Raw genomic sequence first — 22,816 nt, 5'->3', positions numbered from 1 at the left:
CAACAAGGGGCGGCATACGACGGCGACGCATGACCCTTAACGGGAATCTTTACCGCCGACCGGACGTTGACCGGATGACGACGACAGCGACACCTGTCCTGTGGGCGACAAGCCCGGGAGGCACGATTCATGAGTGAGCGAGCTCTTCGCGGCACGCGCCTCGTGGTGACAAGCTACGAGACCGACCGCGGCATCGACCTGGCTCCGCGCCAGGCCGTGGAGTACGCATGCCAGAACGGACATCGTTTCGAGATGCCGTTCTCGGTCGAGGCGGAGATCCCGCCGGAGTGGGAGTGCAAGGTCTGCGGGGCCCAGGCACTCCTGGTGGACGGCGACGGACCTGAGGAGAAGAAGGGCAAGCCGGCGCGTACGCACTGGGACATGCTCATGGAGCGGCGTACTCGAGAAGAACTCGAGGAGGTCCTGGAGGAGCGTCTCGCGGTTCTCCGGTCCGGCGCCATGAACATCGCGGTGCATCCGCGGGACAGCCGCAAGTCCGCCTGACAACGGACCCGGCGCACAACCGCACCACGCATCAAGCGCACCAAAGAGGTCCGGGGCCACTGCTCAGCAGTGGCCCCGGACCTCTTTCGCGTGCCTCCGGGAAGCGGACTTCCGCGTGCCTCCCGGAAGCGGCTTCGCGTGCCTCCGGGAAGCGAAACGCCTCAGCGCGGGAGCTGCGGGTCGTCCGGGCGCGGCCCGCGCGGCGGCTCGTCGTCCTTGATGACCTCACCGGGGACGACCTTGCCGTCGGGGCGGTGCATCCGGGCCTGCTGGAAGGCGTCCCCGAAACCGCCGGGCGTCGCCTCGCGGACCTTGCGCTCAAGGGTGCGCTCCGCATACCGCCCCAGCGCCTTCTGGACCGGCGGCACCAGCAGGATCAGCCCCAGGGCGTCCGAGATCAGCCCCGGCAGAATGATCAGCAGGCCGCCCAGCATCGTCAGGGCGCCGCCACCGCCCCGGCGCTCCTCGGTCGGAGCCATGCCGCTCTGCTGCTGTTGCACCGCCTCCTGGAGCTTGCGGAACGCCCTGCGCCCCGCCCGCTTGATCACCGCGGAGCCGAGCAGCAGGCCGCCGACAAGGAGCAGGAAGACCACGAGCCCGCTCGTGGCGCCCGCCACGACGGTGAGCAGCCAGATCTCCAGGACCAGCCACGCGGCGACGCCGAGCGGCAGGTACCTCAGCGGCCCGGAGCGCCGGGGTCTGTCAGGGCGGATGGGAGGCGGTGCGCCATTCGTCATGCTCCCAGTGTGCCTGGAGCGGCCTCAGGCCGGGATAAGGGGGATGATCAAGAAGTGCGGGCGCGGGCGGCTCCGCCCGCCGGGATCAGGGCTGCTTGCGGCCGATGACCCGGCCCACGCGCTCCCCGACGCCCCAGGCCGTGACCCGCCACAGCGCCTCGACCACGATGTTCTGGCTCATCTTGCTGTCGCCGAGCTCCCGCTCGACGAAGGTGATGGGCACCTCGACGACGTGGTAACCCGCCTTGACGGCGCGGCGCGCGAGGTCGACCTGGAAGCAGTAGCCCTGCGACTCGACCTCGCCCAGGCCGAGGCCTTCGAGGGTCTCGCGGCGGAAGGCGCGGTAGCCGCCCGTGACGTCGCGGATGGGCACGTCGAGCAGGAGGCGGGAGTACGTGCTGCCGCCCCGCGAGATGAGCTCCCGGTGCTTGGGCCAGTTGACGACCCGGCCGCCGGGCACCCAGCGCGAGCCGAGCACGAGGTCGGCGCCCTTGAGCGCGGTCAGCAGGCGCGGCAGCTCCTCGGGCTGGTGGGAGCCGTCCGCGTCCATCTCGATGACGACGCCGTAGTCGTTCTCCAGGCCCCAGCGGAAGCCCGCCAGATAGGCGGCACCGAGCCCTTCCTTGCCCTTGCGGTGCAGCACGTGCACGTGGTCGTCGTCGGCCGCGAGCTCATCGGCGATCTTGCCGGTGCCGTCGGGGCTGTTGTCGTCGGCCACCAGGACGTGCGCGTCCGGGACCGCGGCCCGGACCCGGCCGACGATGGACTTGATGTTCTCCGCCTCGTCGTAGGTCGGAATGATCACCAAGGCCGTGCCGAGCGAGCCGAACTGCCTCCCCTGGTCCCCCGCTTCGGAGACCCGACCGCCGTCGTTCACTACTGCCCCTTCGTTCGTACGCAGAGGACCACCATAGTGGCCGCGGCCTGCGCCGCAGCGTCCGCACGGGGGTCGGGGCGGGCAGGACGTGCGGATCGGGGCCCGGCGCCCTTCGGGCCGGCCTGGGACCCGCTGGCTGCGGATCGACCGAGTGCCGTTGTCTACTGAGCGTCCGGGCCCCACCCGAGTTCCACCTGCCGGCCGGCTGTGACGTTCCCTCTCCTCCGCGTCGCGGGCGCTGGACCTGGCTCCCGGTGGTGGTGCGCCGGTGCGGCACACCGCCCGTGACCCAGCGGCGTTCGACGACCGCGTGGAGGTTCGCCGGTCGGACGTCCTGTGGTGGACCCGGCCGAACCTACCGGCCCGCGACGGCTTCCTGTCAATAGCCCCGTGAACTGCGGTGCCGTCACGGACCGCCAGGTCAGCGCCCGGGATTCCCAGGTCGTACGGAGCCACGCCCGGCCGGGACCGGCGCCGCGCACCGCCGTGACATCACTCTTGTGGCCGCACGTAGACCGTTCGACCGGCCACCACCGTGCGCAGGCAGACGGGGAGTTCCGCCCCCGGTGACAGGTCGGGCAGGCCGGGGGTGCCCGAGCGCGGGTCGGTGGACCAGCGGGCGACCCGGTCGTCCGGGGCCTGGACCACCAGATCGGCGGTGCGCCACACGGCGTAGTCCGCGGGCGCGCCGGGCACCAGGACGCCCGCGTCGTCGCGGCCGGACGCCCGCCAGCCGCCCCGGGTGTGGGCGGTGAACGCGGCGCGCACCGAGACGCGGTGCTCGGGCGTGCGGTGGAAGGCGGCCGCGCGGACCGTGCCCCAGGGGTCGAGCGGCGTCACCGGGCTGTCGGAGCCGAAGGCCAGGGGCACGCCCGCGCGCAGCAGGGCCGCGAACGGGTTGAGGGTGCGCGCCCGCTCGGCGCCGAGGCGCCGGGCGTACATGCCGTCCTCGCCGCCCCACAGGGCGTCGAAGGCGGGCTGCACGGACGCGGTGAGGCCGAATTCGGCGAAGGCGGCGATCGTTTCCGGCGTGAGCATCTCGGCGTGCTCCACGCGGTGCCTGGCGCCCCGTACGCGGGCCGGGCCGACCTTCTCGGCGGCCTGGCGCATGCCGTCGGCCACCGAGCCCACAGCGGCGTCCCCGATGGCGTGGAAGCCCGCCTGGAGGCCCGCCTCGGTGCACGCCACGACGTGGGCCGCGACGGCGGCGGCGTCCAGGTGGGCCGTGCCGGTGTGGCCGCCGTCGGCGTAGGGCTCGTGCAGGCAGGCGGTGTGCGAGCCGAGGGCGCCGTCCACGAAGAGATCGCCCGCGGCGCCGGCCGCGCCCAGCTCACGCGCGCGTGCCACGCCTTCCGCGCCGTGTTCGGCCCAGTAGCCGATGACGCGCGGCCCGGCCTCCCGCGCGGCGAGCCGCAGCAGCCCGGTGAAGTCGTCCTCGTCGGAGATCTCGGGCCCCGCGCACTCGTGCACGGAGCCGATGCCTAGGGAGGCGGCGTGCCGCAGGGCGACGCGCTGGGCCTCCTCGCGCTGGGCCGGCGTGACGGCGGCGAGGGCGGCGGCCCGCACCCCGTGGTGGGCGTCGGCGGTCAGCGGGGCGTCCGGGTGGAAACCGGGCCGCCCGGTGATGCCGGGCACCAGGTCGAGCAGGGCGGTGGTGGCGACCGCCGAGTGGACGTCGATGCGGGAGAGGTAGAGCGGCCGGCCGCCGGTGGCCTCGTCGAGCTCCGCGCGCGTGGGCGGGCGTCCGCCGGGCCAGCGGGCGGCGTCCCAGCCGTGGCCGAGCAGGACCTTGTCGTGCGGCCTCGCGGCGGTGTGTTCGCGTACGGACACGAGTGCGTCGTCCAGCGAACGGGCTCCCGAGAGGTCCAGTCCCGTCAGTGCGAGGCCGGTGGCCGTGGTGTGCACGTGGGCGTCCGTGAACGCCGGGGTGACCAGGGCACCTTCGAGATCGACCACGTCGTCGACGCCACTCGCGAAGGCGTCCGCCGCGCCCTCGGAGCCGACCCAGGCGACATGTCCGCGTTCGACGACCATCGCGGTGGCGAACGGGTCGGCGGGGCTGTGGACGTCGCCGCCGCGCAGCAGCACGGTGCGGTGGTCCTGGGGGGCCTGGGGGTCCTGCGGGTCGCCCCCGGGGGCGGTGCTCTCACTCATGGGACCAGTCTCGCCCCTGCGCGCGGGGGCGGGACGCCGGGGTCGCCCGCCGGGCGTGCCGGGTCAGAACTGCGGCGGGCGGGCCTCGTAGGGCGTGGAGAGCACGACGGTCGTGCGCGTGGAGACGCCGGCGAGCGCGCGCAACCTGCCGAGCAGGTGCTCCAGCTCCAGCGGGGTGGCGACGCGCACCTTGAGGATGTAGTTCTCGTCGCCCGCGACGCTGTGGCAGGCCTCGATCTCCGGGACGCCCGCGAGGCGTTCGGCGATGTCGTCGGGGGCGCTGGGGTCGAACGGCTTCACCGAGATGAAGGCGGTCAGGGGCAGCCCGACGGCCTCGGCGTCGACGACCGCGGCATAGCCGCGGATCACGCCTCGCTGTTCCAGGCGGCGCACCCGCTGGTGCACGGCCGACGTGGACAGGCCCGTGGCCTTGCCCAGGTCGGTGTAGCTCATCCGCCCGTCCTTGACGAGCAGCTGCACGATCTGTTGGTCCAGCTCCTCCATGCGGTGAACCTACAGGGCTCTTGATCCCCCCGGATACCCGAGCGGCGGGAAGGGGCGTGCGGGATTCCCGTGCGCCCGCGTTCCCCTTGTGGCCACCGGGACGCCTCCGGCCAGGCAACTTCCCCTGGCATGTGATGAAGGCCACACCTCTTCGGCGGGGTCCCGGGAGATGTCACGATTACCCCTACGACGGGACGGGAAGTGCTTGCTGTGGTCGAGGCCGCAGCGCCTTGTCGGCCCACCCAAGGGGGAGAGTTCCATGCAGAATCTGAAGCGTCCCGCCCGATCCGCCCGCGCGAAGCAGCAGCCGGCCGTCGAGCCCGAGCCGGAGGGCGTCGAACCGGCCGACGCCCTTCTCGACGCGTACGACACCTTCGAGATGTACCGCGTGAACTGCCCCGACTGCGGGCAGCCGATCGCGCTCCTGGCCGACGAGGACGTCCTGCCGGAGCACGCGCTGTGCCCCACTCCGTGGAATCCGTTCGGGCTCACGGTCTGTGCGGGCACCGGGCGCGACGCGGCCGACGCCGAGCCCGCCGACGAGACGATGGAGGCTCAGGAGCAGGACACCGCACTGCTGTTGACGCTCCCTCAGGGACTCGACTGGCGGACGCAGCCCTTCTCCCACGTGGGCGGGCCGGGTTCGCGCCCCTTCCACGTGCCGCGGCAGGACCGGCCCGCGGCCTGAGCCGCCCGGGTGTACGACCCGACTCACCAGGAGCCGCCTTACGGGCGCCCGCTGCCTCGCGGGCGCCGGACCTCCGTGAACTGACGCCCGATTCCGCGCGCCGGTGACCTTGGGGCAGCCACAGGCGTTGGCCTGGCATGACCTCTACGGACAGTGGTCCGACGCACTTCCCCGCCGGTCGCAGGCGGCGCACCCTGGTGACGGTGCCCGCCTCCGCAGAATCGGTTTCCCGGAGGACCCAGCGGGCCCCGCAGCCTTCGCAGGCCGAGCTGCCGCAGCAGTCCTGGCAGCCCCGCCAGCCTCAGCCGCAGCAGACGTACCAGGCCATGTACCCGCAGGCGCAGCTCACCGCCCATCAGCCGCCCCCGGCCGTCCAGGACCCGCCGATCTACCGCGCCCTGATCCGGATCTGGGCCGACCGCGGCCGGACCCTGCCCGGGCGCCACGACCCGGAGTGGTGCATGCTCGTGGCGCCGCCGGTGCCGCGCGGTCCGTTCAGCGGGAGTCCGGACCCGCGAGGTGACGCGCGATGACCATGCGCTGGATCTGATTGGTGCCCTCGACGATCTGGAGCACCTTCGCCTCGCGCATGAAACGCTCGACGGGGAAGTCCGCGGTGTAGCCGTACCCGCCGAGGACCTGCACGGCGTCGGTCGTCACCTTCATCGCGGCGTCCGTGCAGAGCAGCTTCGCCATCGCCGCCTGCTTGGAGAACGGCCGGCCCGCGTCCCGCAGCCGCGCCGCGGCCAGATAGAGCGCCCGGCCCGCCTCGATCTGCGTCGCCATGTCCGCGAGCATGAAGCGGAGCCCCTGGAAGTCCGCGATCGGCCGGCCGAACTGCTGCCGCTCCGTGGCGTACGAGAGCGCCTCGTCGAGCGCCGCCTGGGCCACGCCGATCGCGCAGGCCGCGATGCCGAGCCGCCCCGAGTCCAGCGCGGAGAGCGCGATCGCGAAGCCCTGGCCCTCGTCGCCGAGGCGCCGGGAGTCGGGCACGCGTACGCCGTCGAAGTGGATCTGGGCGGTGGGCGAGCCCTTCATGCCCATCTTCCTCTCGGGCACCGCGGCCGAGAGCCCCTCGGCGTCGCCCGGCACCAGGAAGGCCGTGACGCCGCGGGCGCCCTCGCCGCCGGTGCGGGCGAGGACGGTGTAGAAGTCGGCGACACCGCCGTGCGTGATCCAGGCCTTGGTGCCGGTGATGACCCAGTCGTCGCCCTCGCGCACCGCCTTGGTGCGCAGCGAGGCGGCGTCGGAGCCCGATGCGGGCTCGGAGAGGCAGTACGCGCCGAGGAGGCCGCCGCCGAGCATCGCGGGCAGGTGCGCGGCCTGCTGCTCCTTGGTGCCGTACCCGGCGAGGGCGTGGCAGGAGAGGGAGTGGACGCTGACGCCGAGGCCGACCGTCAGACGGGCCGCCGCGAGCTCTTCGAGGACCTGGAGGTAGACCTCGTACGGCTGGTCGCCGCCGCCGAACTCGGAGGCGTACGCGAGGCCGAGCAGGCCTGATTCGGAGAGCAGCGTGAAGACCTCGCGCGGGAAGTGCCCCGCGTCCTCTTCCTCGGCCGCCTTCGGCGCGATCTCGCGCTGGACGATGTCCCGGACGAGCGAGAGCAGATCCCTGGCCTCGTCCGTGGGCAGCTGACGTTCCACCGGCTGCAAGGCGTGGTCGGGCATGTCGCTCTCCTCCCTGTGGGGCTACGACGGACGCCCGCGCAGGGTGAGGCGGCGCCGCCGAGAAACGATGCCGAGCCAGGGTCTCCTTCCGGGTCACGGAAGCGGCTGACCAGCGGCTGTGGCGCGTTGAGTATGCCCGATCGGCGGCAGCCAGTCACTAGTTAACGACCGCTTACTCGAAAGAGATGCGAGATCGCCACGAAGGTCGTTGAGAGCGTCCGCATTGGTACGCACCATTGACCACACTGGTCTAGTCCTCCTACTGTTCCCCCGAACGTCTTACCGCGTTCATGCCAAGGTCCACAGCACCACTTCCCCCTCCCTTCGCGCAGGGGTCCGCCCCACGCAGGGTCCTCCCCCACGAGGAGACACGATGCTCAGACCGCACTCTTCCCGCCCGGGCTTCCGGGCCCTCGTCGCCACCGCCTGTTGTGCCGTCCTCGGCGCGGGCCTGCTGGCCGGCGCGGGCACCGCGACCGCCGGACAGAGCCCCGCCCCACAGCAGAAGGCCGCCGCCGGCTCCAAGGTCGTCGGCTACTTCACCGAATGGGGCGTCTACGACCGGAACTACCACGTCAAGAACATCGAGACGTCCGGCTCCGCCGCCAAGCTGACGCACATCAACTACTCCTTCGGCAACGTCCAGGACGGCAAGTGCGCGATGGGCGACGCCTACGCGGCCACCGACAAGGCCTACACCGCCGACCAGTCGGTGGACGGCGTCGCGGACACCTGGGACCAGCCCCTGCGCGGCAACTTCAACCAGCTCCGCAAGCTGAAGAAGAAGCACCCGAACCTCAAGGTCCTCTGGTCGTTCGGCGGCTGGACCTGGTCGGGCGGGTTCACCGAGGCCGCGAAGAACCCCGAGGCGTTCGCCAAGTCCTGCTACGACCTGGTCGAGAACTCCAAGTGGGCCGATGTCTTCGACGGCATCGACATCGACTGGGAGTACCCCAACGCCTGCGGCCTGACGTGCGACACCAGTGGGCGCGACGCGTACAAGAAGCTGATGTCGGCGGTCCGTTCGAAGTTCGGCGGCGGCAACCTCGTGACCGCGGCGATCCCGGCCGACGCCTCGGCCGGCGGCAAGCTCGACGCCGCCGACTACGCGGGCGCCGCCCAGTACGTCGACTGGTACAACCCCATGACGTACGACTACTTCGGTGCCTGGGACGCGAAGGGGCCGACAGCCCCGCACTCGCCGCTCACGTCCTACAGCGGCATACCGAAGGACGGCTACGACTCCGACGCCACCATCAAGAAGCTCAAGGGCCTCGGCATCCCCTCGAACAAGCTGCTGCTCGGCATCGGCTTCTACGGCCGCGGCTGGACGGGCGTGACACAGAAGGCGCCCGGCGGCACGGCCACGGGCCCGGCGGCGGGCAAGTACGAGCAGGGCATCGACGACTACAAGGTGCTGAAGACCAAGTGTCCGGCCAACGGCACGGTCGGCGGGACCGCGTACGCCCACTGCGGCAACAACTGGTGGAGCTACGACACCCCGGCGACCATCGCGGGGAAGATGACCTACAAGAACCAGCAGGGCCTCGGCGGCACGTTCTTCTGGGAGCTCAGCGGCGACACGGCCAACGGTGAGCTGATCAAGGCCATCAACTGACCGGTGGTCCGACATTGCCGAAGGGGTGGGAGCCGCACGCCGGCTCCCACCCCTTCGGCGAGCGCCGCGGTCATCGCCTCGCGCACACCGCCGCGCAGGGCGTGACGGCGGTCACAGCAGGCCGGCCTGCGTGACGAGCATCGCGAGGACGACGACGAGCGCCCAGCCCGCGAGGTGTTCGAGCAGGTTCGGTCCGTCTTCCTTGGGGCCGCCGGTACGGGCCCGCACGCGGGTGGCGGTGGCAGAGGTCGCGGTCATGTTCTCTCGCAGACGTTCGACTGGTCTTCCCCCCACGGGACCTCTCCACCTTGCCAGTCGCTCGGCAGGTTGCGGGAGAGAGCTTGGTCACCCCACAACTGCGCACGGGTGCCGTGCGTCTAAGACGGGACACGACGCGTCCCGGACGAGAGATGAGACACGACGCGCCGACCGGGCAGCATCCGACCGAGAGGTTCCCGATGAGCACGTACCGGACGTCCCACCGCAGAGCGCGGCTCACCCTCGCGGCCGCGGTCGCCGTGGCGGCCACCCTCACCGCACCCGTCTCGCAGGCCGCTCAGACCCCCGCCCAGAAGCCGTCGCCGGGCGCGCCGGGGCTCGGTGACCCGATGTTCCCGCTGGACGGGAACGGCGGCTACCGCGTGGACCGCTACTACCTGGACTTCGACTGGCAGGCCCCGAGGACGCCGTTCGAGGCGGCGACGACCATCAGGGCGACCTCCACCCAGGCACTCTCGCGCTTCAACCTGGACTTCGCGGGCAACACCCTGCACGCCGTGACGGTGAACGGCTCGAAGGCGGACGCCTCCCGCGCCGGCGACGAGCTGACCGTGACGCCCGGGTCCCCGATACCCAAGGGCCGCTCCTTCACCGTCAAGGTCACCTACACCGCCGATCCGACGCAGACCCGGCACCGCGACGACGCGATCGAGGACTACGGCTGGATTCCCACGCCCGACGGCACGGTCGTCTACCCGCAGCCCAACGGCGCCCGGCTGATCTTCCCCGGCAACGACCACCCCAGTCAGCGGGCACCGGTCACCTTCCGCATCACCACGCCGGGCGACCGCACGGCCGTCGCCAACGGCAAGCTGGTCTCGCGCACCCAGGCCCCCGGCGGCCGGCTGCGCTGGACGTACGACTCCGAGCAGGCGCTCTCCACCCAGCTCGTCCAGCTCGCCGTGGGCAAGTTCCAGCTGGTCGAGAGCGAGGGGCCCGGCGGTCTCCCGCTGCGGGACGTCGTGCCGGACGCCCTCGTCGAGCCGACGGCCGCCTACCGCGCGCTCACGCCCGACCATCTGAAGTGGCTGGAGGAGCGGCTCGGCCCCTATCCCTTCAACCGCTACGGCATCCTGGTCGGCGACACCGACCTCGGCGTGGCCCTGGAGACGCAGACGCTGTCGCTCGTCCCCAAGGCGGACCTGCTCGGCACCAAGGTCGACGCCGAGCGGAACATGGTGCACGAGCTGACCCACCAGTGGTTCGGCGACAGCGTGGCCCTCAAGAGCTGGTCCGACCTCTGGGTGAGCGAGGGACACGCCCGGTTCTACGAGCGGCTGTACTCCGAGGCCAACGGCGGGGACAGCTTCGAGGCCGCGATGAAGACCGCCTACGCGGCACACGACCAGTGGCGCAAGGACTTCGGCGCCCCCGCGGAGCCGACCGAGCCCAACCTCTTCAAGCGCATGCGGTACGACGGCTCCGCGCTCGTCCTGTACGCGCTGCGCGAGAAGGTCGGCGAGGCCACGTTCCAGAGGATCGAGCGCGCCTGGGTCAGCGGATTCAAGGGCCGCGCGGCGAGCACACGGCAGTTCGTCGGCCTGGCGTCGAAGGTCGCGGGCGAGGACCTCGAAGGCTTCCTCCACCCGTGGCTGTACGGCTCGAAGACCCCGCCGATGCCGGGGCACCCCGACTGGGTGGTCGACCCGGTGACGTGAGTGCGGGGCCGGGGGTGCGGACGCCAGGGCCCGCGCCCCCGACCGGTCACCGGGTCACCCGGTCACTTGACGCCGACGGCCGCCAGCGCCTTCTTCTGCGCCGCGCTCAGCTTCACCGGGAAGTACAGGTAGCAGACGCCGCCGGTGCCCGACACCACCTTGCCCGTGGCGTTGTACCGCTTGGTCCGCAGCCAGATGTTCTCGTACTCGCGGCGCTTGTAGACGCGGCGCACCGCGGGGTTGCTGGGGGACGCCGGGTCGTTGGCGATGACGTCGCCGCCGGCCGTGAAGCCGATGACGGTCATCAGGTGGCCCGCCGTGCCGTATCCGGCGCCGGTCAGCTCCTCCCTGAGGAAGGACTGGGACGTTATGGCCGGGATGCCCGCGGCGATCAGCGTCTCCAGCTCGGTGAGCGAGGCGAGGCGGGTCACGACGCCCTGGAGGTCCCTGTACGTGGCCGCGTACGCCGCGTTGAAGGGCCAGTTGCCGCAGCCGTCGTACTGGTAGTCGAACGTGGCGCGGGCCGCGTGGCACACCTGCGGGTCGGCGTAGGAGGGGTCGACCCAGGCCAGGTCGGCCGGCGCGGGTTTGCGGCCCCAGTACTCGATGATCATCTGCGAGGAGGTCGGGCTGCACCAGGCCTCGCCGCCGTTGTCGTACTCGGGGTACTGCCCGGCGTGGATCTCCTGCGAGTACCGCGGGACCTTCAGCTCCTTGGCGAGCCCCGGCTTCGAGGCGGGGACGGTGAAGCGGTCGGGCACCGCGGAGGCCATCACCCCGGCCCGCCAGACCGTGGGGGTCACGGTCGCCCCCGGCCTGCGGTACAACGTGAGCCGCAGCCGGTAGGAGACGACGCGCGGCCCGGCCGCCGCGTCGTTCAGCGAGAGCGTGTCCGTCCAGACCGTGGACTTGCCGTCGGTCTGGTCGTCGACGGAGGTCCGCCGGATGTCCTTCTCCTTGTCGTCCCCCGAGGCCCAGCGGCCCATCACGTACCAGGGCGTCTTCGTCCCGTCCTGGTACGTGCCCCGCAGCTCGGTCTGGAGCCAGGTGCCCGCGGGGGTGTCCGCGTTCCAGGAGGCGATGAGCTCCGTCGCGGGGACGGTGGAGCGGTGCACGGGCGAGGTCCACCGGGCGTACTCCCAGGTGGCGGTCCTGCCGGTGTGCGGGTCCGCGTAGTCGGCGCGGCCCGCGGCCCTGCCGACGCGCAGCCCGGGCCTGGCCTCCGCGGTGACGGCCGTGCCCTCGGCGGTGCCGGTGCGCCAGTCCGCGCCCGTGGTCCAGAAGCGGTTGTCCACGTGCCGGTCGGCGCGCGGGCGGCGCTGCCCCGGCCCCGCGGCCGGGACGGCGAGCGCGGGCCCCGCGCTCGCCGCGAGGGCGGCCACGGCGGCGGCCGAGGCGAGGACGGATCTGCGGGACATGGCGTCAGCTCGGTCGGGTCGGTCAGCTCGGTCCATCAAGGGGACCCCCAGTCGACGTGGTTCCTGCGGGACGGGAAAGGCTCGGTCAGGTGCACGGAAGTGGGCCAACTATGGCCGTTCCCCGCCGATTTCTGCCAGCGCTTCGGGCACCGCCGCACCCACTTATATTGGCCTCAACCAATGGCATGACCTGCGTCGGCGCGCGGAACACCTCCTTCCGGGGTCGTACGCTTGCCGGAATGACCCCGGACCCGCCCGCGAAGAGCCCGAAGCCGCACGATCCGCCTCCCCCGCTGCCGCGCCTCGCCGGAGCCCTGCGCCGGCTGCCGCCCTCCTGCGGCCCGGTCCGGCTGATCGCCGTGGACGGGCACGCGGGCTCGGGGAAGTCGACGTTCGCGCGGCACCTCGCCGAGGCCCTCGGGGGCGCGCCCGTCCTGCGCCTCGACGACATCGCGAGCCACGGCGAGCTGTTCGGCTGGACGGACCGGCTGCGGCGGTGGGTCCTTCGGCCGCTCGCCCTCGGCGAGACGGCGCGCTTCACGACGTACGACTGGGTGGAGCGCAGGTTCGGCCCGGCCGAGCAGACGCTGCCGTCCGCGCCCGTGGTGATCGTCGAGGGGGTCGGCGCGGGCCGTGCGGCGCTGCGGCCGCATCTCGCCGCCCTGCTGTGGATGGACGTGACGCGGGAGGCGGCATGGCGGCGCGGGCGCCTGCGGGACGGGTCTGCCCAGCGGGATTTCTGGGACGGATGGGAACCCGCGGAGCTGCGGCACTTCGCCGAGGACCCCTCACGGCCCTTCGCCGACGTTTTGGTGCGGCAGTTCCCCGAGGGATACGAGGTGCTGCCAGGGCCCTGTGGGACATCAGTGGGGACCCAACTCGTCACTGAGTGTGAAGGACCATCGGCGGTCCGCTGAACCTCCGGAAAGCGCCTTCCAGTTGGGCCCGAGACTTTTTCACGAGTGCCTCAACTCTGCTTGACCCGGGGGCCTTACAGGACTTACGTTCTGAATGTGCGGTCCTGAGGGACCGACCGCAGACGCGAAGCCCCCGGTTGTTCCCCCGTGATCGGGGGCTTCGTTCTGCCTCAAGGCCTACATTTTCGGCCGCCGCGAGCCGCCATTCGCTCACCCTCGGTCACCATCGGGACCTCGCTCGACGGCCACCCCCGGCCGATCTATCGCTGCGGCACCCTACGGCCGACCGCTCCCCCGCAGGTACGATGCCCATCGGTGCGCCTTTCCGGACGGCTGCTCTGCGCACCGAGGCAACTCCCGTCCACAGCACGGCGGTTCGACGAAGTGGCCGACGGGCACCGGTCCGGCGGTTCGCACACGGGGGCACGGTTTGTGGGGGACGTGATGGACTTCGACGCGGTGGGCACACCCGCCCCGGCCGACCTGGCCTGGCTGAGGGGCGTCGACGCCTACACGATGGGCGCCTATCCGCAGGCGGAGGAGGAGTTCCGCTCCGCGGTCCGGATGGATCCCGGCATGGCCGACGGCTGGCTCGGCCTGCACGCGCTGCGCATCGACACGACGACGGCACTGCTGCGGATGTTCCAGTACCGCGAGCGGTTCGGGGAACAGCGCACCCGGCACACCCGCACCCTCAACTCCTGGTACTGGCTGGGCTGGTGGGTCCAGCCCGTCCTGGAAAGCACCCGCGACCTGCTCCTCGCGCACGCCTCGCACTGGCTCGACGGCCGCCACGTCCCCGAGCTCGACCGGGCGCTCGCGGGGCTGCCGCCGGTCGACGCCGACCCGCAGGTCCGCTTCCTGCACGCCTGCCGCGCCTATCTCGTCAAGGACTGGGACCAGCTCGTGCGACACACCGACCCGCTGGTCGACGACCCGATGCTGGGCATCGAGGCCGGGCTCTTCGGCGGCATGGCCCGGGTGCGCCTGGAGATGTACGGGCAGGCCGAGCCGCTGCTCTCCGCCGCCCTGATGCGCTGCCGCAGCGAACAGCCCCAGCGCAAGGAGCTGCGGTACTGGCTGGCCAGGGCGCACGAGGGCACGGGACGCTCGGCCGCGGCGCTCCCCCTGTACCGCGCGGTGCACCGGGTCGACGCCTCCTTCATGGACACCTCGGCACGGCTCGCCGCCATCGCCGAGGGCGACGGCTACGACGAGGCGGCCGACCTCGCCGCCGCGATCAGCCTGGCCGGCACGGGGCAGGACGTCCTCGAAGGACCGGACGGCATCGACACGCTCTTCGGCGCCGAGGGCCGGGACGTGAAGGTGACCGACTCCCAGCTTCCCCCGGCCGGCGGCGCTCCGGGCACCCAGGGCCCCGGCACCGGCCCCGCCGGGCCCTCCGACGCCGACGCGGTCCGCGAGAAGGCGGTCGTCCCGATCAAGCCGGGCGGCGCCCCGCAGCTTTCGCCGGGCTCCACCGACCCCGCCCTCCTGGAGGCCGCGCTCGCCGAACTGGAGGGCATGGTCGGCCTGGAGCCCGTGAAGCGGCAGGTCAAGGCGCTCTCCGCGCAGCTCAACATGGCGCGCCTGCGGGCCGCCCAGGGACTGCCCGTACAGCCGCCGAAACGACACTTCGTCTTCTCCGGGCCCTCGGGCACCGGCAAGACCACCGTGGCCCGCATCCTCGGCCGGGTCTTCTACGCGCTCGGGCTGCTCGGCGGCGACCACCTGGTGGAGGCGCAGCGCGCCGACCTGGTCGGCGAGTACCTGGGCCAGACCGCCGTGAAGGCCAACGAGCTGATCGACTCCGCGATCGGCGGCGTCCTCTTCGTCGACGAGGCCTACTCCCTCTCCAACTCCGGGTACGGCAAGGGCGACGCCTACGGCGACGAGGCCCTTCAGGTGCTGCTCAAGCGGGCCGAGGACAACCGGCACCACCTCGTCGTGATCCTCGCGGGCTACCCCGAGGGCATGGACCGGCTGCTCGCCGCCAACCCCGGCCTGTCCTCGCGCTTCACGACACGCGTCGACTTCCCCTCGTACCGCCCCCTGGAGCTGACCGCCATCGGCGAGGTGCTCGCGGCCGAGAACGGTGACGTGTGGGACGAGGAGGCGCTGGAAGAGCTGCGCTCCATCAGCGGACACGTCGTCGACCAGTCCTGGATCGACGAGCTGGGCAACGGCAGGTTCCTGCGCACGCTCTACGAGAAGAGCTGCGCCTACCGCGATCTGCGGCTCTCCGGCTACCCCGGCGAGCCCTCCCGCGACGACCTCGCCACCCTGCGGCTCCCGGACCTGATGCAGGCCTACGGAGAGGTCCTCTCGGGGCGGGGACCGCAGGACCCGCCCGGGATCTGAAGTCCCGGGCGCGTCCCACGCCGTCCGGCTCAGCCCACCAGGGCGCCGTCCAGGCTCTCGGGCACGTCCTCGGTCTCGGCCTGCGGGCGCGGCACGGCGACGACGCGGTGCGCCGGGTCGCGGACCTCGCCGACCAGGAGTTCGAGGACGTCCTCCAGGGCGACCAGGCCGAGCACCTTGCCCGACGCGTCGGCGACCTGGGCCAGATGCGTCGCGGCGCGGCGCATCACGGTCAGGGCGTCGTCCAGCGGCAGCTCCGCCCGCAGAGTCGTCATCGGCCGCCACACCTGCTGCGGCACGGCACGGTCGGTCTCCTCCAGGTCAAGGACGTCCTTGACGTGGAGATAGCCCATGAAGGCGCCGTTCTCCGCGCAGACGGGGAAGCGGGAGAAGCCGGTGCGTCCGGTGAGCCCGACGACCTGGCCCGGGGTGACCGAGGCGTCGACGGTCACCAGTGACGCCCGGTCGAGCAGCACATCCGTCACCGGGCGCGAGCCCAGCTCCAGGGCGTCCTCCAGGCGCTCCTGCTCCTCGGGGTCGAGCAGGCCCGCCTGGCCGGAGTCCTCCACGAGGCGGTTGAGCTGCTCGCTGGTGAAGACGGCCTCCACCTCGTCCTTAGGCTCCACCCGGAAGGCCTTCAGGACGACGCGCGCGCACGCCCCGAGCGCCACCGTCACCGGGCGGCACAGCCGGGCGAAGGCGACCAGGCCGGGGCTGAACCAGAGCGCGGTCTTCTCGGGGGCCGCCATCGCGAGGTTCTTCGGGACCATCTCGCCGATGACGAGGTGGAGGAAGATGACGACGGCGAGCGCGATCACGTAGCCGAGCGGGTGGATCATGCCTTCGGGCAGGTGGGCCGCCGCGAACAGCGGCTCAAGGAGGTGCGCGACGGTGGGTTCGGCGACCGCGCCGAGCGTCAACGAGCAGACGGTGATGCCGAACTGGGCGGCGGCCATCATCTGCGGCAGGTGTTCGAGCCCGTAGAGGACCTGGCGGGCCCGCTTGGAGTCCAGGGGCTCGATCTGGCTGCGGCGCACGGAGACGAGCGCGAACTCGGCTCCCACGAAGAAGCCGTTGGCGAGCACCAGCAGGACGGCGAAGAGAAGCTGGAGCAGGCTCATCGAAGGGCCTCCGCGGGTACGGGGGCCGGCGCCTGGGCCACCTTGACGATCCGGACCCGCTCGGCGCGGTAGTGCCCGACCTGGCGGACCGAGAGCCGCCAGCCGGGCAGCTCGGCCCGGTCGCCGGGGACCGGGATGCGGCCGAGCAGGTCGGCCACGAGGCCCGCGACGGTCTCGTACGGGCCCTCGGGCACGTCGAGGCCGATGCGCCGGAGCGTGTCGACCCGGCTGCCTCCGTCGGCGTCCCAGCTCGGCCTGCCGTCCTCCGGCGGGGCCGCGCACAGTTCGGGCAGGTCGTGCAGGTCGTGTTCGTCGCGGACCTCGCCGACGAGCTCCTCGACGATGTCCTCCAGGGTGACCACGCCCGCCGTGCCGCCGTACTCGTCGACGACGACGGCCATGGGCTGTTCGCTGCGCAGCCGCTCCAGGAGGGGCTTCACGGGCAGCGTCTCGGGGATCAGGAGCGGCGCCTGCGCGATGCGGACGACCGGGGTGCGCAGGCGTTCGTGCGCGGACACCGCGAGGGCGTCCTTGAGGTGCACCACGCCGACGATCTCGTCGATCCGCTCGCGGTACACGGGAAAGCGGGACAGGCCGGTGGCGCGGGTCAGGTTGACCACGTCCTCGGCCGTCGCCGACGACTGGAGCGCGCTGACCTTCACGCGCGGCGTCATCACGTGCTGCGCGGTCAGCTCGCCGAGCGAGAGGGTGCGGACGAACAGGTCGGCGGTGTCCTGCTCCAGGGTGCCGGCCTGCGCCGAGTGGCGGGCCAGGGAGACCAGTTCGCCGGGGGTGCGCGCGGAGGCGAGCTCCTCGGTGGGCTCCACGCCGAGCATCCGCACCAGGCGGTTGGCGACGGCGTTCAGGAGGGCGATCACGGGCCGCAGGAGCCGCGCGAAGGCGTGCTGCGGGCCCGCGACGAACCGCGCGACCTGCAACGGCCTGGAGACCGCCCAGTTCTTGGGGACCAGCTCGCCGATGACCATCTGCACGGCGGAGGCGAGCAGCATGCCGACCACCACGGAGACGCCGCCCACGGCGCCTTCGGGCACGCCGACCGCGGTGAACGGGACCGCGAGCAGCTCGGCGAGCGCCGGTTCGGCGAGCATGCCGACGACGAGCGAGGTGATCGTGATGCCGAGCTGGGTGCCGGAGAGCTGGAACGACAGCTCCTTGAGGGCTTGGACGACCGTGCGGGCCCGGCGGTCGCCGTCGGCCGCGGCCTTCTCCGCTTCGGGCCGCTCCACGGTGACGAGACCGAACTCGGCCGCCACGAAGAAGCCGTTGGCGAGAATCAGCAGGAATGCCGCCCCGAGGAGCAGCAGCGGGACTGTCATGCCGCCGCCTCCCATGTCGTGCGGGTCCCGGTGTGCCGGGAGGGGGCGGCGCAGGTACTACAGGACGATCCGTCCATCGCTGGAGGGAGTCACTCCTCGGTTAGCAGGAGCCCCTGGGGGCCGGGCGGGCCCGTCAGGGGCGGGACGGCACACCGGGCCGTCCCGCCACCAGATTAATCAGAACCGGGCGCGGATGGTCAGTCCCCCAGCGGGGCGCGGGCCTCGGTGAGGTCGCGCAGGGCGCGGGCGTCCGCGAACGCCTGCTGCCGCGCGAGGCCCGGCTGGATGCCAAGGGCGGGCAGCCGGGTGCCGTCGCTGAGGTCCAGGAACACCCACGGGTCGCCGGGGCGCAGGGTGACCTGCACGATCTCCGCCCACTCCAGGCGCCTGCCGGTGGCGATGTTGACGACGTGTACGCCGGACTCGTCGGCGACGACCTTGGGCCTGCCGAGCAGCACGAGCACGCCGAAGAGCAGCGCGCCGGTGAGGATGAAGCTGGCCCGCTCCCCCGGGCCGATGCCGGGCAGCATGAGGGCGATCACCGTGAGGACGACGAACATCGCGGCGCCCGCGCTGAGCAGGACCGTCCTGGTCCGCTTCGGCCTGAAGGTGACGGGGAGAGAGGGAAGCTCAGACACGGGACGGGTCTTCCTGCCGGTTCAGAGGCGACATGCGTGGATCGCCGTGGTGAGGATGGCCCGCGCCCCGAGGGCGTAGAGGTCGTCCATGACGCGCTGGGCCTCCTTGGCGGGGACCATGGAGCGCACGGCCACCCAGCCTTCGTTGTGCAGCGGCGAGATGGTCGGCGACTCGAGGCCCGGGGTGAGGGCGACGGCGCGCTCCAGGTGCTCGGCGCGGCAGTCGTAGTCCATCATCACGTACGAACGGGCGACGAGGACGCCCTGGAGGCGGCGGAGGAACTGCTCGATCTTGGGCTGCGCGGCGTCGGAGGTGTCGGCGCCGGTGCGCCGGATGACGACCGCCTCCGACTTCATGATGGGCTCGCCGAAGACCTCCAGGCCCGCGTTCCGCAGGGAGGTGCCGGTCTCGACGACGTCCGCGATGACCTGGGCGACGCCCAGCTCGATGGCGGTCTCGACGGCACCGTCGAGGTGGACGACGGAGGCGTCGACGCCGTGGCCCGCGAGGTGCTTGGCGACGATGCCCTCGTACGAGGTCGCGACGGTCTTGCCCGCGAGGTCCTCGACGCCGGTGGCCGTGCCCGGCTTCGCGGCGAAGCGGAAGGTGGAGCGGGCGAAGCCGAGCGGCAGGATGCTCTCGGCACCTGCGCCGGAGTCGACGAGCAGGTCCTCGCCGGTGATGCCGATGTCGAGGCGGCCCGCCGAGACGTAGATCGCGATGTCCTTGGGGCGCAGGTAGAAGAACTCGACCTCGTTCTCGGGGTCGACGAGGACGAGCTCCTTGGACTCCTTGCGCTGCTGGTACCCGGCCTCATGGAGCATCGCCGACGCAGGTCCGGACAGTGAACCCTTGTTGGGGACGGCGATGCGCAGCATGAGGTCGGATTCCTTTGCGTGAGGGCGTGGAGGCGTGACGGGTGGTCGGGCGAGCCGGTGGCGGGCTCAGAGGTGGGCGTACACGTCGTCGAGGGAGATGCCGCGGGCGACCATCATCACCTGGACGTGGTAGAGGAGCTGCGAGATCTCCTCGGCGGCGGCTTCCTTGCCCTCGTGCTCGGCGGCCATCCAGACTTCGGCGGCCTCCTCGACGACCTTCTTGCCGATGGCATGGACGCCCTTGTCCACCAGCTCGGCGGTGCGGGAGGTGGCGGGGTCGCCGTTGGCGGCCTTGTGCTGGAGCTCGGTGAAGAGCTCCTCGAAAGTCTTCTTGGACATGATGCCGTTCACTCTACGCGCCCGAGCGGCGCCGCTCAGCGCCAGGGCTCGGAGACGGTGCGCAGAGTGGTCGCGGTGGCGACGGCCGCGGTGACCGCTTCGTGCCCCTTGTCCTCGCTGGACCCCTCGATGCCCGCGCGGTCGAGCGCCTGCTCCTCGGTGTCGCAGGTCAGCACGCCGAAGCCGATGGGCACTCCGGTGTCGACGGAGACCTGAGTGAGGCCCTGCGTCACGCCCTGGCACACGTACTCGAAGTGCGGGGTGCCGCCGCGGATGACGACGCCGAGCGCGACGATCGCGTCGTAACCGCGTCCGGCGAGGACCTTGGCGACGACCGGCAGTTCATAGCTGCCCGGCACGCGCAGGACGGTGGGCTCGCTGATGCCGAGCTCGGTCAGGGCGCGCAGGGCGCCGTCGACGAGGCCGTCCATGACCTTCTCGTGCCACTGCGCGGCGATCACCGCGACCCGCAGGTCGCCGCAGTTCTTCACGCTCAGTTCGGGTGCACCCTTGCCGCTCACGTGCTTCTCCTGGTCGTTTCCGTGGTGTGTGTACGTTGCTTGCCGGTCACTGGTTGCCGCAGGCGGAGACGCCGGGGGCGTCGAGCCAGGGCAGGTCGTGGCCCATGCGGTCCCGCTTGGTGCGCAGATAGCGCAGGTTGTGCTCGCCGGCCTTGACGGGCATGGGCTCGCGCCCCGTGACCTTCAGGCCGTGCCGCAGGACCGCGTCGGTCTTGTCGGGGTTGTTGGTCATCAGCCGGACGCCGCGCACGCCGAGGTCGGCGAGGATGCGGGCGCCCGCGCCGTAGTCCCGCGCGTCGGCGGGCAGGCCGAGCTCCAGGTTGGCGTCGAGGGTGTCGCTGCCGCGCTCCTGGAGTTCGTACGCGCGCAGCTTGGAGAGCAGGCCGATGCCGCGCCCCTCGTGGCCGCGGAGGTAGACGACGATGCCGCGGCCCTCCCCGGTGATGCGCTCCATGGACGCTTCGAGCTGCGGGCCGCAGTCGCAGCGAAGGGAGTGGAAGACGTCGCCGGTCAGGCACTCGGAGTGCAGTCGCACCAGGACGTCCTCGCCGTCGCCGAGGTCGCCGTGGACGAGGGCGACGTGCTCGACGCCGTCGACGGTGGAGCGGTAGCCGTACGCGGTGAAGTCGCCGAAGGCGGTGGGCAGTCGGACCTCGGCCTCGCGGCGGACGGTGGGCTCCGAGGAGCGGCGGTAGGCGATCAGGTCCTCGATGGAGATGATCGTCAGGCCGTGCTTGCGGGCGAAGGGGATCAGCTCCGGCAGGCGGAGCATCCTGCCGTCCTCGCCCGCGATCTCCACGATCGCCCCGGCCGGGCGCAGGCCCGCGAGGCGGGCGAGGTCGACGGCGGCCTCGGTGTGGCCGTTGCGGACGAGGACGCCGCCGGACCTGGCGCGCAGCGGGAAGATGTGCCCGGGGCGCACGAAGTCGTCGGCGGTGGCCTCGCCGCCCGCGAGGAGCTGGAGCGTGGTGGCGCGGTCGGCGGCGGAGATGCCGGTGCTCACGCCGTGCGCGGCGGAGGCGTCGACGGAGACGGTGAAGGCGGTGCTCATCGACTCGGTGTTGTGCTCGACCATCTGCGGCAGCCGCAGCCGGTCGAGCTCCTCCGCCTCCATGGGCGCGCAGACCAGGCCGCGGCACTCGCTCATCATGAAGGCGACGATCTCGGGGGTCGCCTTCTCGGCGGCGACGACGAGGTCGCCTTCGTTCTCGCGGTCCTCGTCGTCGACGACCACGACGGGCCGGCCGGCGGCGATGTCGCGGATGGCCTGTTCGACGGGGTCGAGGGACAGGTCTTCGACGTTGTCCGTGCTGTACCAGAGGGGTGCCGCAGTCATGCCGGGGCTCCTTCCATGACGGGCTGAGAGGCCGCCGCGCGGGAGCGCAGCCACCAGTCGCGCATGCCCCACAGGACGAGGGCGAGGTAGACGACGTACACGAGGCCGGAGAAGGCCAGGCCGCTGCTGAAGGCGAGCGGCACACCGACCAGGTCGACGAGGAGCCAGGCGAACCAGAACTCGACGAGGCCGCGGGCCTGGGCGACCATCGCGGTGAGCGTGCCGACGAAGATGTAGGCGTCCGGCCAGGGGTTCCAGGACAGGTCGGGCACGGCGGTGAACAGGGCGCCGACCGCGAGCGTGCCGACGGCGGTGCCCGCGAGCATGATGCCCCGCTCCTTCCAGGTGGCGAACCGGATGGCGATGGAGCCGTCCTGCGCCTGCTGCCTGCCGCGCGTCCACTGCCGCCAGCCCCACAGCGCGACGCCGATGACGAGGAGCTGCTTGCCGACGCCGCCGGAGAGCTGCGCGGAGGCGTACGCGGCGACGAGGATGACGCCGGACAGGAGCTGGGCGGGCCAGGTCCATATGGAGCGCCGCCAGCCGAGCGCGAGGGCGATCAGCCCGATGGTGTTGCCGATCATGTCGGACCAGAGGATGTGCTGGTCGAAGGCCGTGAAGGCTTCCGCGTTGAGCCAGTTCACTTGGTGGCCTCCTGATCAGGGCCCTGGGCACGGTCGCCGAGCAGTCGCTCCACGTACTTGGCGATGACGTCGACCTCGAGGTTGACCGGGTCGCCGGGCTGCTTGATGCCGAGCGTGGTCAGCGCGAGGGTGGTGGGGATGAGGCTGATGGTGAAGAAGTCGGGGCCCGCGTCGACGACGGTCAGGCTGACGCCGTCGACGGTGATGGAGCCCTTCTCGACGACGTAGCGCGAGAGTCCGGCGGGCAGGGAGACCTTGACGATCTCCCAGTTCTCGGACGGCTTGCGCTCGACGATCTCGCCGGTGCCGTCGACGTGGCCCTGCACGATGTGTCCGCCGAGGCGCGCGCCGACCGCGGTGGGGCGCTCCAGGTTGACGCGGGAGCCGACCGCGAGCGCGCCGAGGCTGGAGCGGTTCAGGGTCTCCGCCATGACGTCGGCGGTGAACTCCTCGCCCTCGTGCTCCACGACCGTCAGACAGACGCCGTTGACCGCGATGGAGTCGCCGTGCTTGGCGCCGTCGGTGACGACGGGGCCGCGCAGGCGGAACCGGGAGGCGTCGGGAAGGTTCTCGACGGCGGTGATCTCGCCCAGCTCTTCGACGATTCCGGTGAACACG

General features: G+C 72.0%; 23 protein-coding genes. 7 read left to right on the top strand and 16 right to left on the bottom strand.

Going from position 1 to position 22,816, the window contains the following annotated elements; translation table 11 throughout:
* Positions 1–129: 129 nt before the first annotated feature.
* Positions 130–504, top strand: a complete 375-nt coding sequence (locus tag ACZ6JY_RS19975; RefSeq protein WP_030360404.1) for an RNA polymerase-binding protein RbpA — start codon at positions 130–132, stop codon at positions 502–504.
* Between the two features lie 161 nt (positions 505–665).
* On the opposite strand, the gene fxsA is transcribed toward ACZ6JY_RS19975, so the two are convergent.
* The 4 genes from fxsA to ACZ6JY_RS19955 all read right to left on the bottom strand — a co-directional run bounded on the left by fxsA (position 666) and on the right by ACZ6JY_RS19955 (position 4,776).
* Positions 666–1,241 carry an FxsA family membrane protein gene (gene fxsA, locus ACZ6JY_RS19970; protein WP_469197296.1) on the bottom strand — a complete coding sequence of 192 codons (576 nt, stop codon included), beginning with the start codon at positions 1,239–1,241 and terminating at the stop codon, positions 666–668.
* An 85-nt stretch (positions 1,242–1,326) separates the two neighbouring features.
* On the bottom strand, positions 1,327–2,118 hold the full coding sequence (locus ACZ6JY_RS19965; protein WP_469197295.1) for a polyprenol monophosphomannose synthase: 792 nt from the start codon (positions 2,116–2,118) through the stop codon (positions 1,327–1,329).
* A gap of 492 nt (positions 2,119–2,610) precedes the next feature.
* Positions 2,611–4,272: an amidohydrolase gene (locus ACZ6JY_RS19960; protein ID WP_469197294.1), complete on the bottom strand. Its 1,662-nt coding sequence runs from the start codon at positions 4,270–4,272 to the stop codon at positions 2,611–2,613.
* A 63-nt stretch (positions 4,273–4,335) separates the two neighbouring features.
* Positions 4,336–4,776: an Lrp/AsnC family transcriptional regulator gene (locus ACZ6JY_RS19955; protein WP_469197293.1), complete on the bottom strand. Its 441-nt coding sequence runs from the start codon at positions 4,774–4,776 to the stop codon at positions 4,336–4,338.
* A 259-nt stretch (positions 4,777–5,035) separates the two neighbouring features.
* Between ACZ6JY_RS19955 and ACZ6JY_RS19950 the strand changes: the two genes are divergently transcribed.
* Together ACZ6JY_RS19950 and ACZ6JY_RS19945 are read left to right on the top strand one after the other, a co-directional pair.
* The gene (locus tag ACZ6JY_RS19950; RefSeq protein WP_469197292.1) at positions 5,036–5,464 is read left to right on the top strand and encodes a hypothetical protein; all 429 of its coding nucleotides are present in this window, start codon (positions 5,036–5,038) and stop codon (positions 5,462–5,464) included.
* Between the two features lie 137 nt (positions 5,465–5,601).
* On the top strand, positions 5,602–5,997 hold the full coding sequence (locus ACZ6JY_RS19945) for a hypothetical protein (protein ID WP_469197291.1): 396 nt from the start codon (positions 5,602–5,604) through the stop codon (positions 5,995–5,997).
* Here the strand turns inward: ACZ6JY_RS19945 and ACZ6JY_RS19940 are convergent.
* Positions 5,960–7,132 carry an acyl-CoA dehydrogenase family protein gene (locus ACZ6JY_RS19940; protein ID WP_469197290.1) on the bottom strand — a complete coding sequence of 391 codons (1,173 nt, stop codon included), beginning with the start codon at positions 7,130–7,132 and terminating at the stop codon, positions 5,960–5,962. The genes ACZ6JY_RS19945 and ACZ6JY_RS19940 overlap by 38 nt on opposite strands.
* A gap of 373 nt (positions 7,133–7,505) precedes the next feature.
* On the opposite strand from ACZ6JY_RS19940, the gene ACZ6JY_RS19935 reads away from it, so the two are divergent.
* Positions 7,506–8,750, top strand: coding sequence for a glycoside hydrolase family 18 protein (locus ACZ6JY_RS19935; RefSeq protein WP_469197289.1), 1,245 nt, complete (start codon positions 7,506–7,508; stop codon positions 8,748–8,750).
* A gap of 111 nt (positions 8,751–8,861) precedes the next feature.
* Here ACZ6JY_RS19935 and ACZ6JY_RS19930 read toward each other — a convergent pair whose 3' ends face one another.
* Positions 8,862–9,008, bottom strand: coding sequence for an SCO1431 family membrane protein (locus ACZ6JY_RS19930; protein ID WP_469197288.1), 147 nt, complete (start codon positions 9,006–9,008; stop codon positions 8,862–8,864).
* A gap of 200 nt (positions 9,009–9,208) precedes the next feature.
* Between ACZ6JY_RS19930 and ACZ6JY_RS19925 the strand changes: the two genes are divergently transcribed.
* Positions 9,209–10,687, top strand: a complete 1,479-nt coding sequence (locus tag ACZ6JY_RS19925; protein ID WP_469197287.1) for a M1 family metallopeptidase — start codon at positions 9,209–9,211, stop codon at positions 10,685–10,687.
* A gap of 62 nt (positions 10,688–10,749) precedes the next feature.
* On the opposite strand, the gene ACZ6JY_RS19920 is transcribed toward ACZ6JY_RS19925, so the two are convergent.
* On the bottom strand, positions 10,750–12,105 hold the full coding sequence (locus tag ACZ6JY_RS19920) for a peptidase C39 family protein (RefSeq protein ID WP_469197286.1): 1,356 nt from the start codon (positions 12,103–12,105) through the stop codon (positions 10,750–10,752).
* A gap of 239 nt (positions 12,106–12,344) precedes the next feature.
* Here ACZ6JY_RS19920 and ACZ6JY_RS19915 point away from each other — a divergent pair, with 239 nt between their 5' ends.
* Both ACZ6JY_RS19915 and ACZ6JY_RS19910 read left to right on the top strand, forming a co-directional pair.
* Positions 12,345–13,022, top strand: a complete 678-nt coding sequence (locus ACZ6JY_RS19915; protein ID WP_469197285.1) for a uridine kinase family protein — start codon at positions 12,345–12,347, stop codon at positions 13,020–13,022.
* Between the two features lie 444 nt (positions 13,023–13,466).
* A complete protein-coding gene (locus ACZ6JY_RS19910; RefSeq protein ID WP_469197359.1) occupies positions 13,467–15,383 on the top strand; it encodes an AAA family ATPase in 1,917 nt (638 codons plus the stop codon).
* Positions 15,384–15,412: 29 nt separating this feature from the next.
* Here the strand turns inward: ACZ6JY_RS19910 and ACZ6JY_RS19905 are convergent, their stop codons facing one another.
* The 9 genes from ACZ6JY_RS19905 to ACZ6JY_RS19865 form a co-directional block, all read right to left on the bottom strand.
* Entirely contained in the window at positions 15,413–16,504 is a 1,092-nt protein-coding gene (locus tag ACZ6JY_RS19905; RefSeq protein WP_469197284.1) for a hemolysin family protein, read from the bottom strand.
* On the bottom strand, positions 16,501–17,841 hold the full coding sequence (locus tag ACZ6JY_RS19900; protein ID WP_469197283.1) for a hemolysin family protein: 1,341 nt from the start codon (positions 17,839–17,841) through the stop codon (positions 16,501–16,503). Before ACZ6JY_RS19900 ends, ACZ6JY_RS19905 begins: the two co-directional genes overlap by 4 nt.
* 197 nt (positions 17,842–18,038) lie before the next feature.
* On the bottom strand, positions 18,039–18,479 hold the full coding sequence (locus ACZ6JY_RS19895; protein ID WP_469197282.1) for a PH domain-containing protein: 441 nt from the start codon (positions 18,477–18,479) through the stop codon (positions 18,039–18,041).
* Positions 18,480–18,500: 21 nt separating this feature from the next.
* Positions 18,501–19,358 carry an ATP phosphoribosyltransferase gene (hisG, locus tag ACZ6JY_RS19890; protein WP_469197281.1) on the bottom strand — a complete coding sequence of 286 codons (858 nt, stop codon included), beginning with the start codon at positions 19,356–19,358 and terminating at the stop codon, positions 18,501–18,503.
* Between the two features lie 66 nt (positions 19,359–19,424).
* On the bottom strand, positions 19,425–19,697 hold the full coding sequence (locus tag ACZ6JY_RS19885) for a phosphoribosyl-ATP diphosphatase (RefSeq protein WP_055564821.1): 273 nt from the start codon (positions 19,695–19,697) through the stop codon (positions 19,425–19,427).
* 35 nt (positions 19,698–19,732) lie between these two features.
* Positions 19,733–20,218, bottom strand: coding sequence for a 6,7-dimethyl-8-ribityllumazine synthase (gene ribH / locus ACZ6JY_RS19880; RefSeq protein WP_447036228.1), 486 nt, complete (start codon positions 20,216–20,218; stop codon positions 19,733–19,735).
* A gap of 46 nt (positions 20,219–20,264) precedes the next feature.
* Positions 20,265–21,554: a bifunctional 3,4-dihydroxy-2-butanone-4-phosphate synthase/GTP cyclohydrolase II gene (locus ACZ6JY_RS19875; protein WP_469197280.1), complete on the bottom strand. Its 1,290-nt coding sequence runs from the start codon at positions 21,552–21,554 to the stop codon at positions 20,265–20,267.
* Positions 21,551–22,138 (bottom strand): nicotinamide mononucleotide transporter family protein, encoded by a 588-nt coding sequence (locus ACZ6JY_RS19870; protein ID WP_469197358.1) that lies wholly within the window; start codon positions 22,136–22,138, stop codon positions 21,551–21,553. The genes ACZ6JY_RS19875 and ACZ6JY_RS19870 overlap by 4 nt, the downstream gene beginning before the upstream one ends.
* Positions 22,139–22,194: 56 nt before the next feature.
* Entirely contained in the window at positions 22,195–22,815 is a 621-nt protein-coding gene (locus tag ACZ6JY_RS19865) for a riboflavin synthase (RefSeq protein WP_469197279.1), read from the bottom strand.
* Position 22,816: the final 1 nt, after the last annotated feature.

Source organism: Streptomyces sp. NPDC046335 (genome assembly GCF_055587985.1).
Note: the sequence above shows the minus strand (reverse complement) of the source record. Positions and strands in the feature narration are given on the sequence as shown.

What these genes read in the sequence shown, in the direction of transcription:
- ACZ6JY_RS19905 (WP_469197284.1), bottom strand. Translation starts at nt 16,504, where the DNA reads ATGAGCCTGCTCCAGCTTCTCTTCGCCGTCCTGCTGGTGCTCGCCAAC.
- ACZ6JY_RS19925 (WP_469197287.1), top strand. Translation starts at nt 9,209, where the DNA reads ATGAGCACGTACCGGACGTCCCACCGCAGAGCGCGGCTCACCCTCGCG.
- ACZ6JY_RS19875 (WP_469197280.1), bottom strand. Translation starts at nt 21,554, where the DNA reads ATGACTGCGGCACCCCTCTGGTACAGCACGGACAACGTCGAAGACCTG.
- ACZ6JY_RS19900 (WP_469197283.1), bottom strand. Translation starts at nt 17,841, where the DNA reads ATGACAGTCCCGCTGCTGCTCCTCGGGGCGGCATTCCTGCTGATTCTC.
- ACZ6JY_RS19935 (WP_469197289.1), top strand. Translation starts at nt 7,506, where the DNA reads ATGCTCAGACCGCACTCTTCCCGCCCGGGCTTCCGGGCCCTCGTCGCC.
- hisG (WP_469197281.1), bottom strand. Translation starts at nt 19,358, where the DNA reads ATGCTGCGCATCGCCGTCCCCAACAAGGGTTCACTGTCCGGACCTGCG.
- ACZ6JY_RS19920 (WP_469197286.1), bottom strand. Translation starts at nt 12,105, where the DNA reads ATGTCCCGCAGATCCGTCCTCGCCTCGGCCGCCGCCGTGGCCGCCCTC.
- ACZ6JY_RS19910 (WP_469197359.1), top strand. Translation starts at nt 13,467, where the DNA reads ATGGACTTCGACGCGGTGGGCACACCCGCCCCGGCCGACCTGGCCTGG.
- ACZ6JY_RS19945 (WP_469197291.1), top strand. Translation starts at nt 5,602, where the DNA reads ATGACCTCTACGGACAGTGGTCCGACGCACTTCCCCGCCGGTCGCAGG.
- ACZ6JY_RS19885 (WP_055564821.1), bottom strand. Translation starts at nt 19,697, where the DNA reads ATGTCCAAGAAGACTTTCGAGGAGCTCTTCACCGAGCTCCAGCACAAG.
- ACZ6JY_RS19940 (WP_469197290.1), bottom strand. Translation starts at nt 7,132, where the DNA reads ATGCCCGACCACGCCTTGCAGCCGGTGGAACGTCAGCTGCCCACGGAC.
- ACZ6JY_RS19960 (WP_469197294.1), bottom strand. Translation starts at nt 4,272, where the DNA reads ATGAGTGAGAGCACCGCCCCCGGGGGCGACCCGCAGGACCCCCAGGCC.
- ACZ6JY_RS19870 (WP_469197358.1), bottom strand. Translation starts at nt 22,138, where the DNA reads ATGATCGGCAACACCATCGGGCTGATCGCCCTCGCGCTCGGCTGGCGG.
- ACZ6JY_RS19930 (WP_469197288.1), bottom strand. Translation starts at nt 9,008, where the DNA reads ATGACCGCGACCTCTGCCACCGCCACCCGCGTGCGGGCCCGTACCGGC.
- fxsA (WP_469197296.1), bottom strand. Translation starts at nt 1,241, where the DNA reads ATGACGAATGGCGCACCGCCTCCCATCCGCCCTGACAGACCCCGGCGC.
- ACZ6JY_RS19975 (WP_030360404.1), top strand. Translation starts at nt 130, where the DNA reads ATGAGTGAGCGAGCTCTTCGCGGCACGCGCCTCGTGGTGACAAGCTAC.
- ACZ6JY_RS19955 (WP_469197293.1), bottom strand. Translation starts at nt 4,776, where the DNA reads ATGGAGGAGCTGGACCAACAGATCGTGCAGCTGCTCGTCAAGGACGGG.
- ACZ6JY_RS19915 (WP_469197285.1), top strand. Translation starts at nt 12,345, where the DNA reads ATGACCCCGGACCCGCCCGCGAAGAGCCCGAAGCCGCACGATCCGCCT.
- ACZ6JY_RS19950 (WP_469197292.1), top strand. Translation starts at nt 5,036, where the DNA reads ATGCAGAATCTGAAGCGTCCCGCCCGATCCGCCCGCGCGAAGCAGCAG.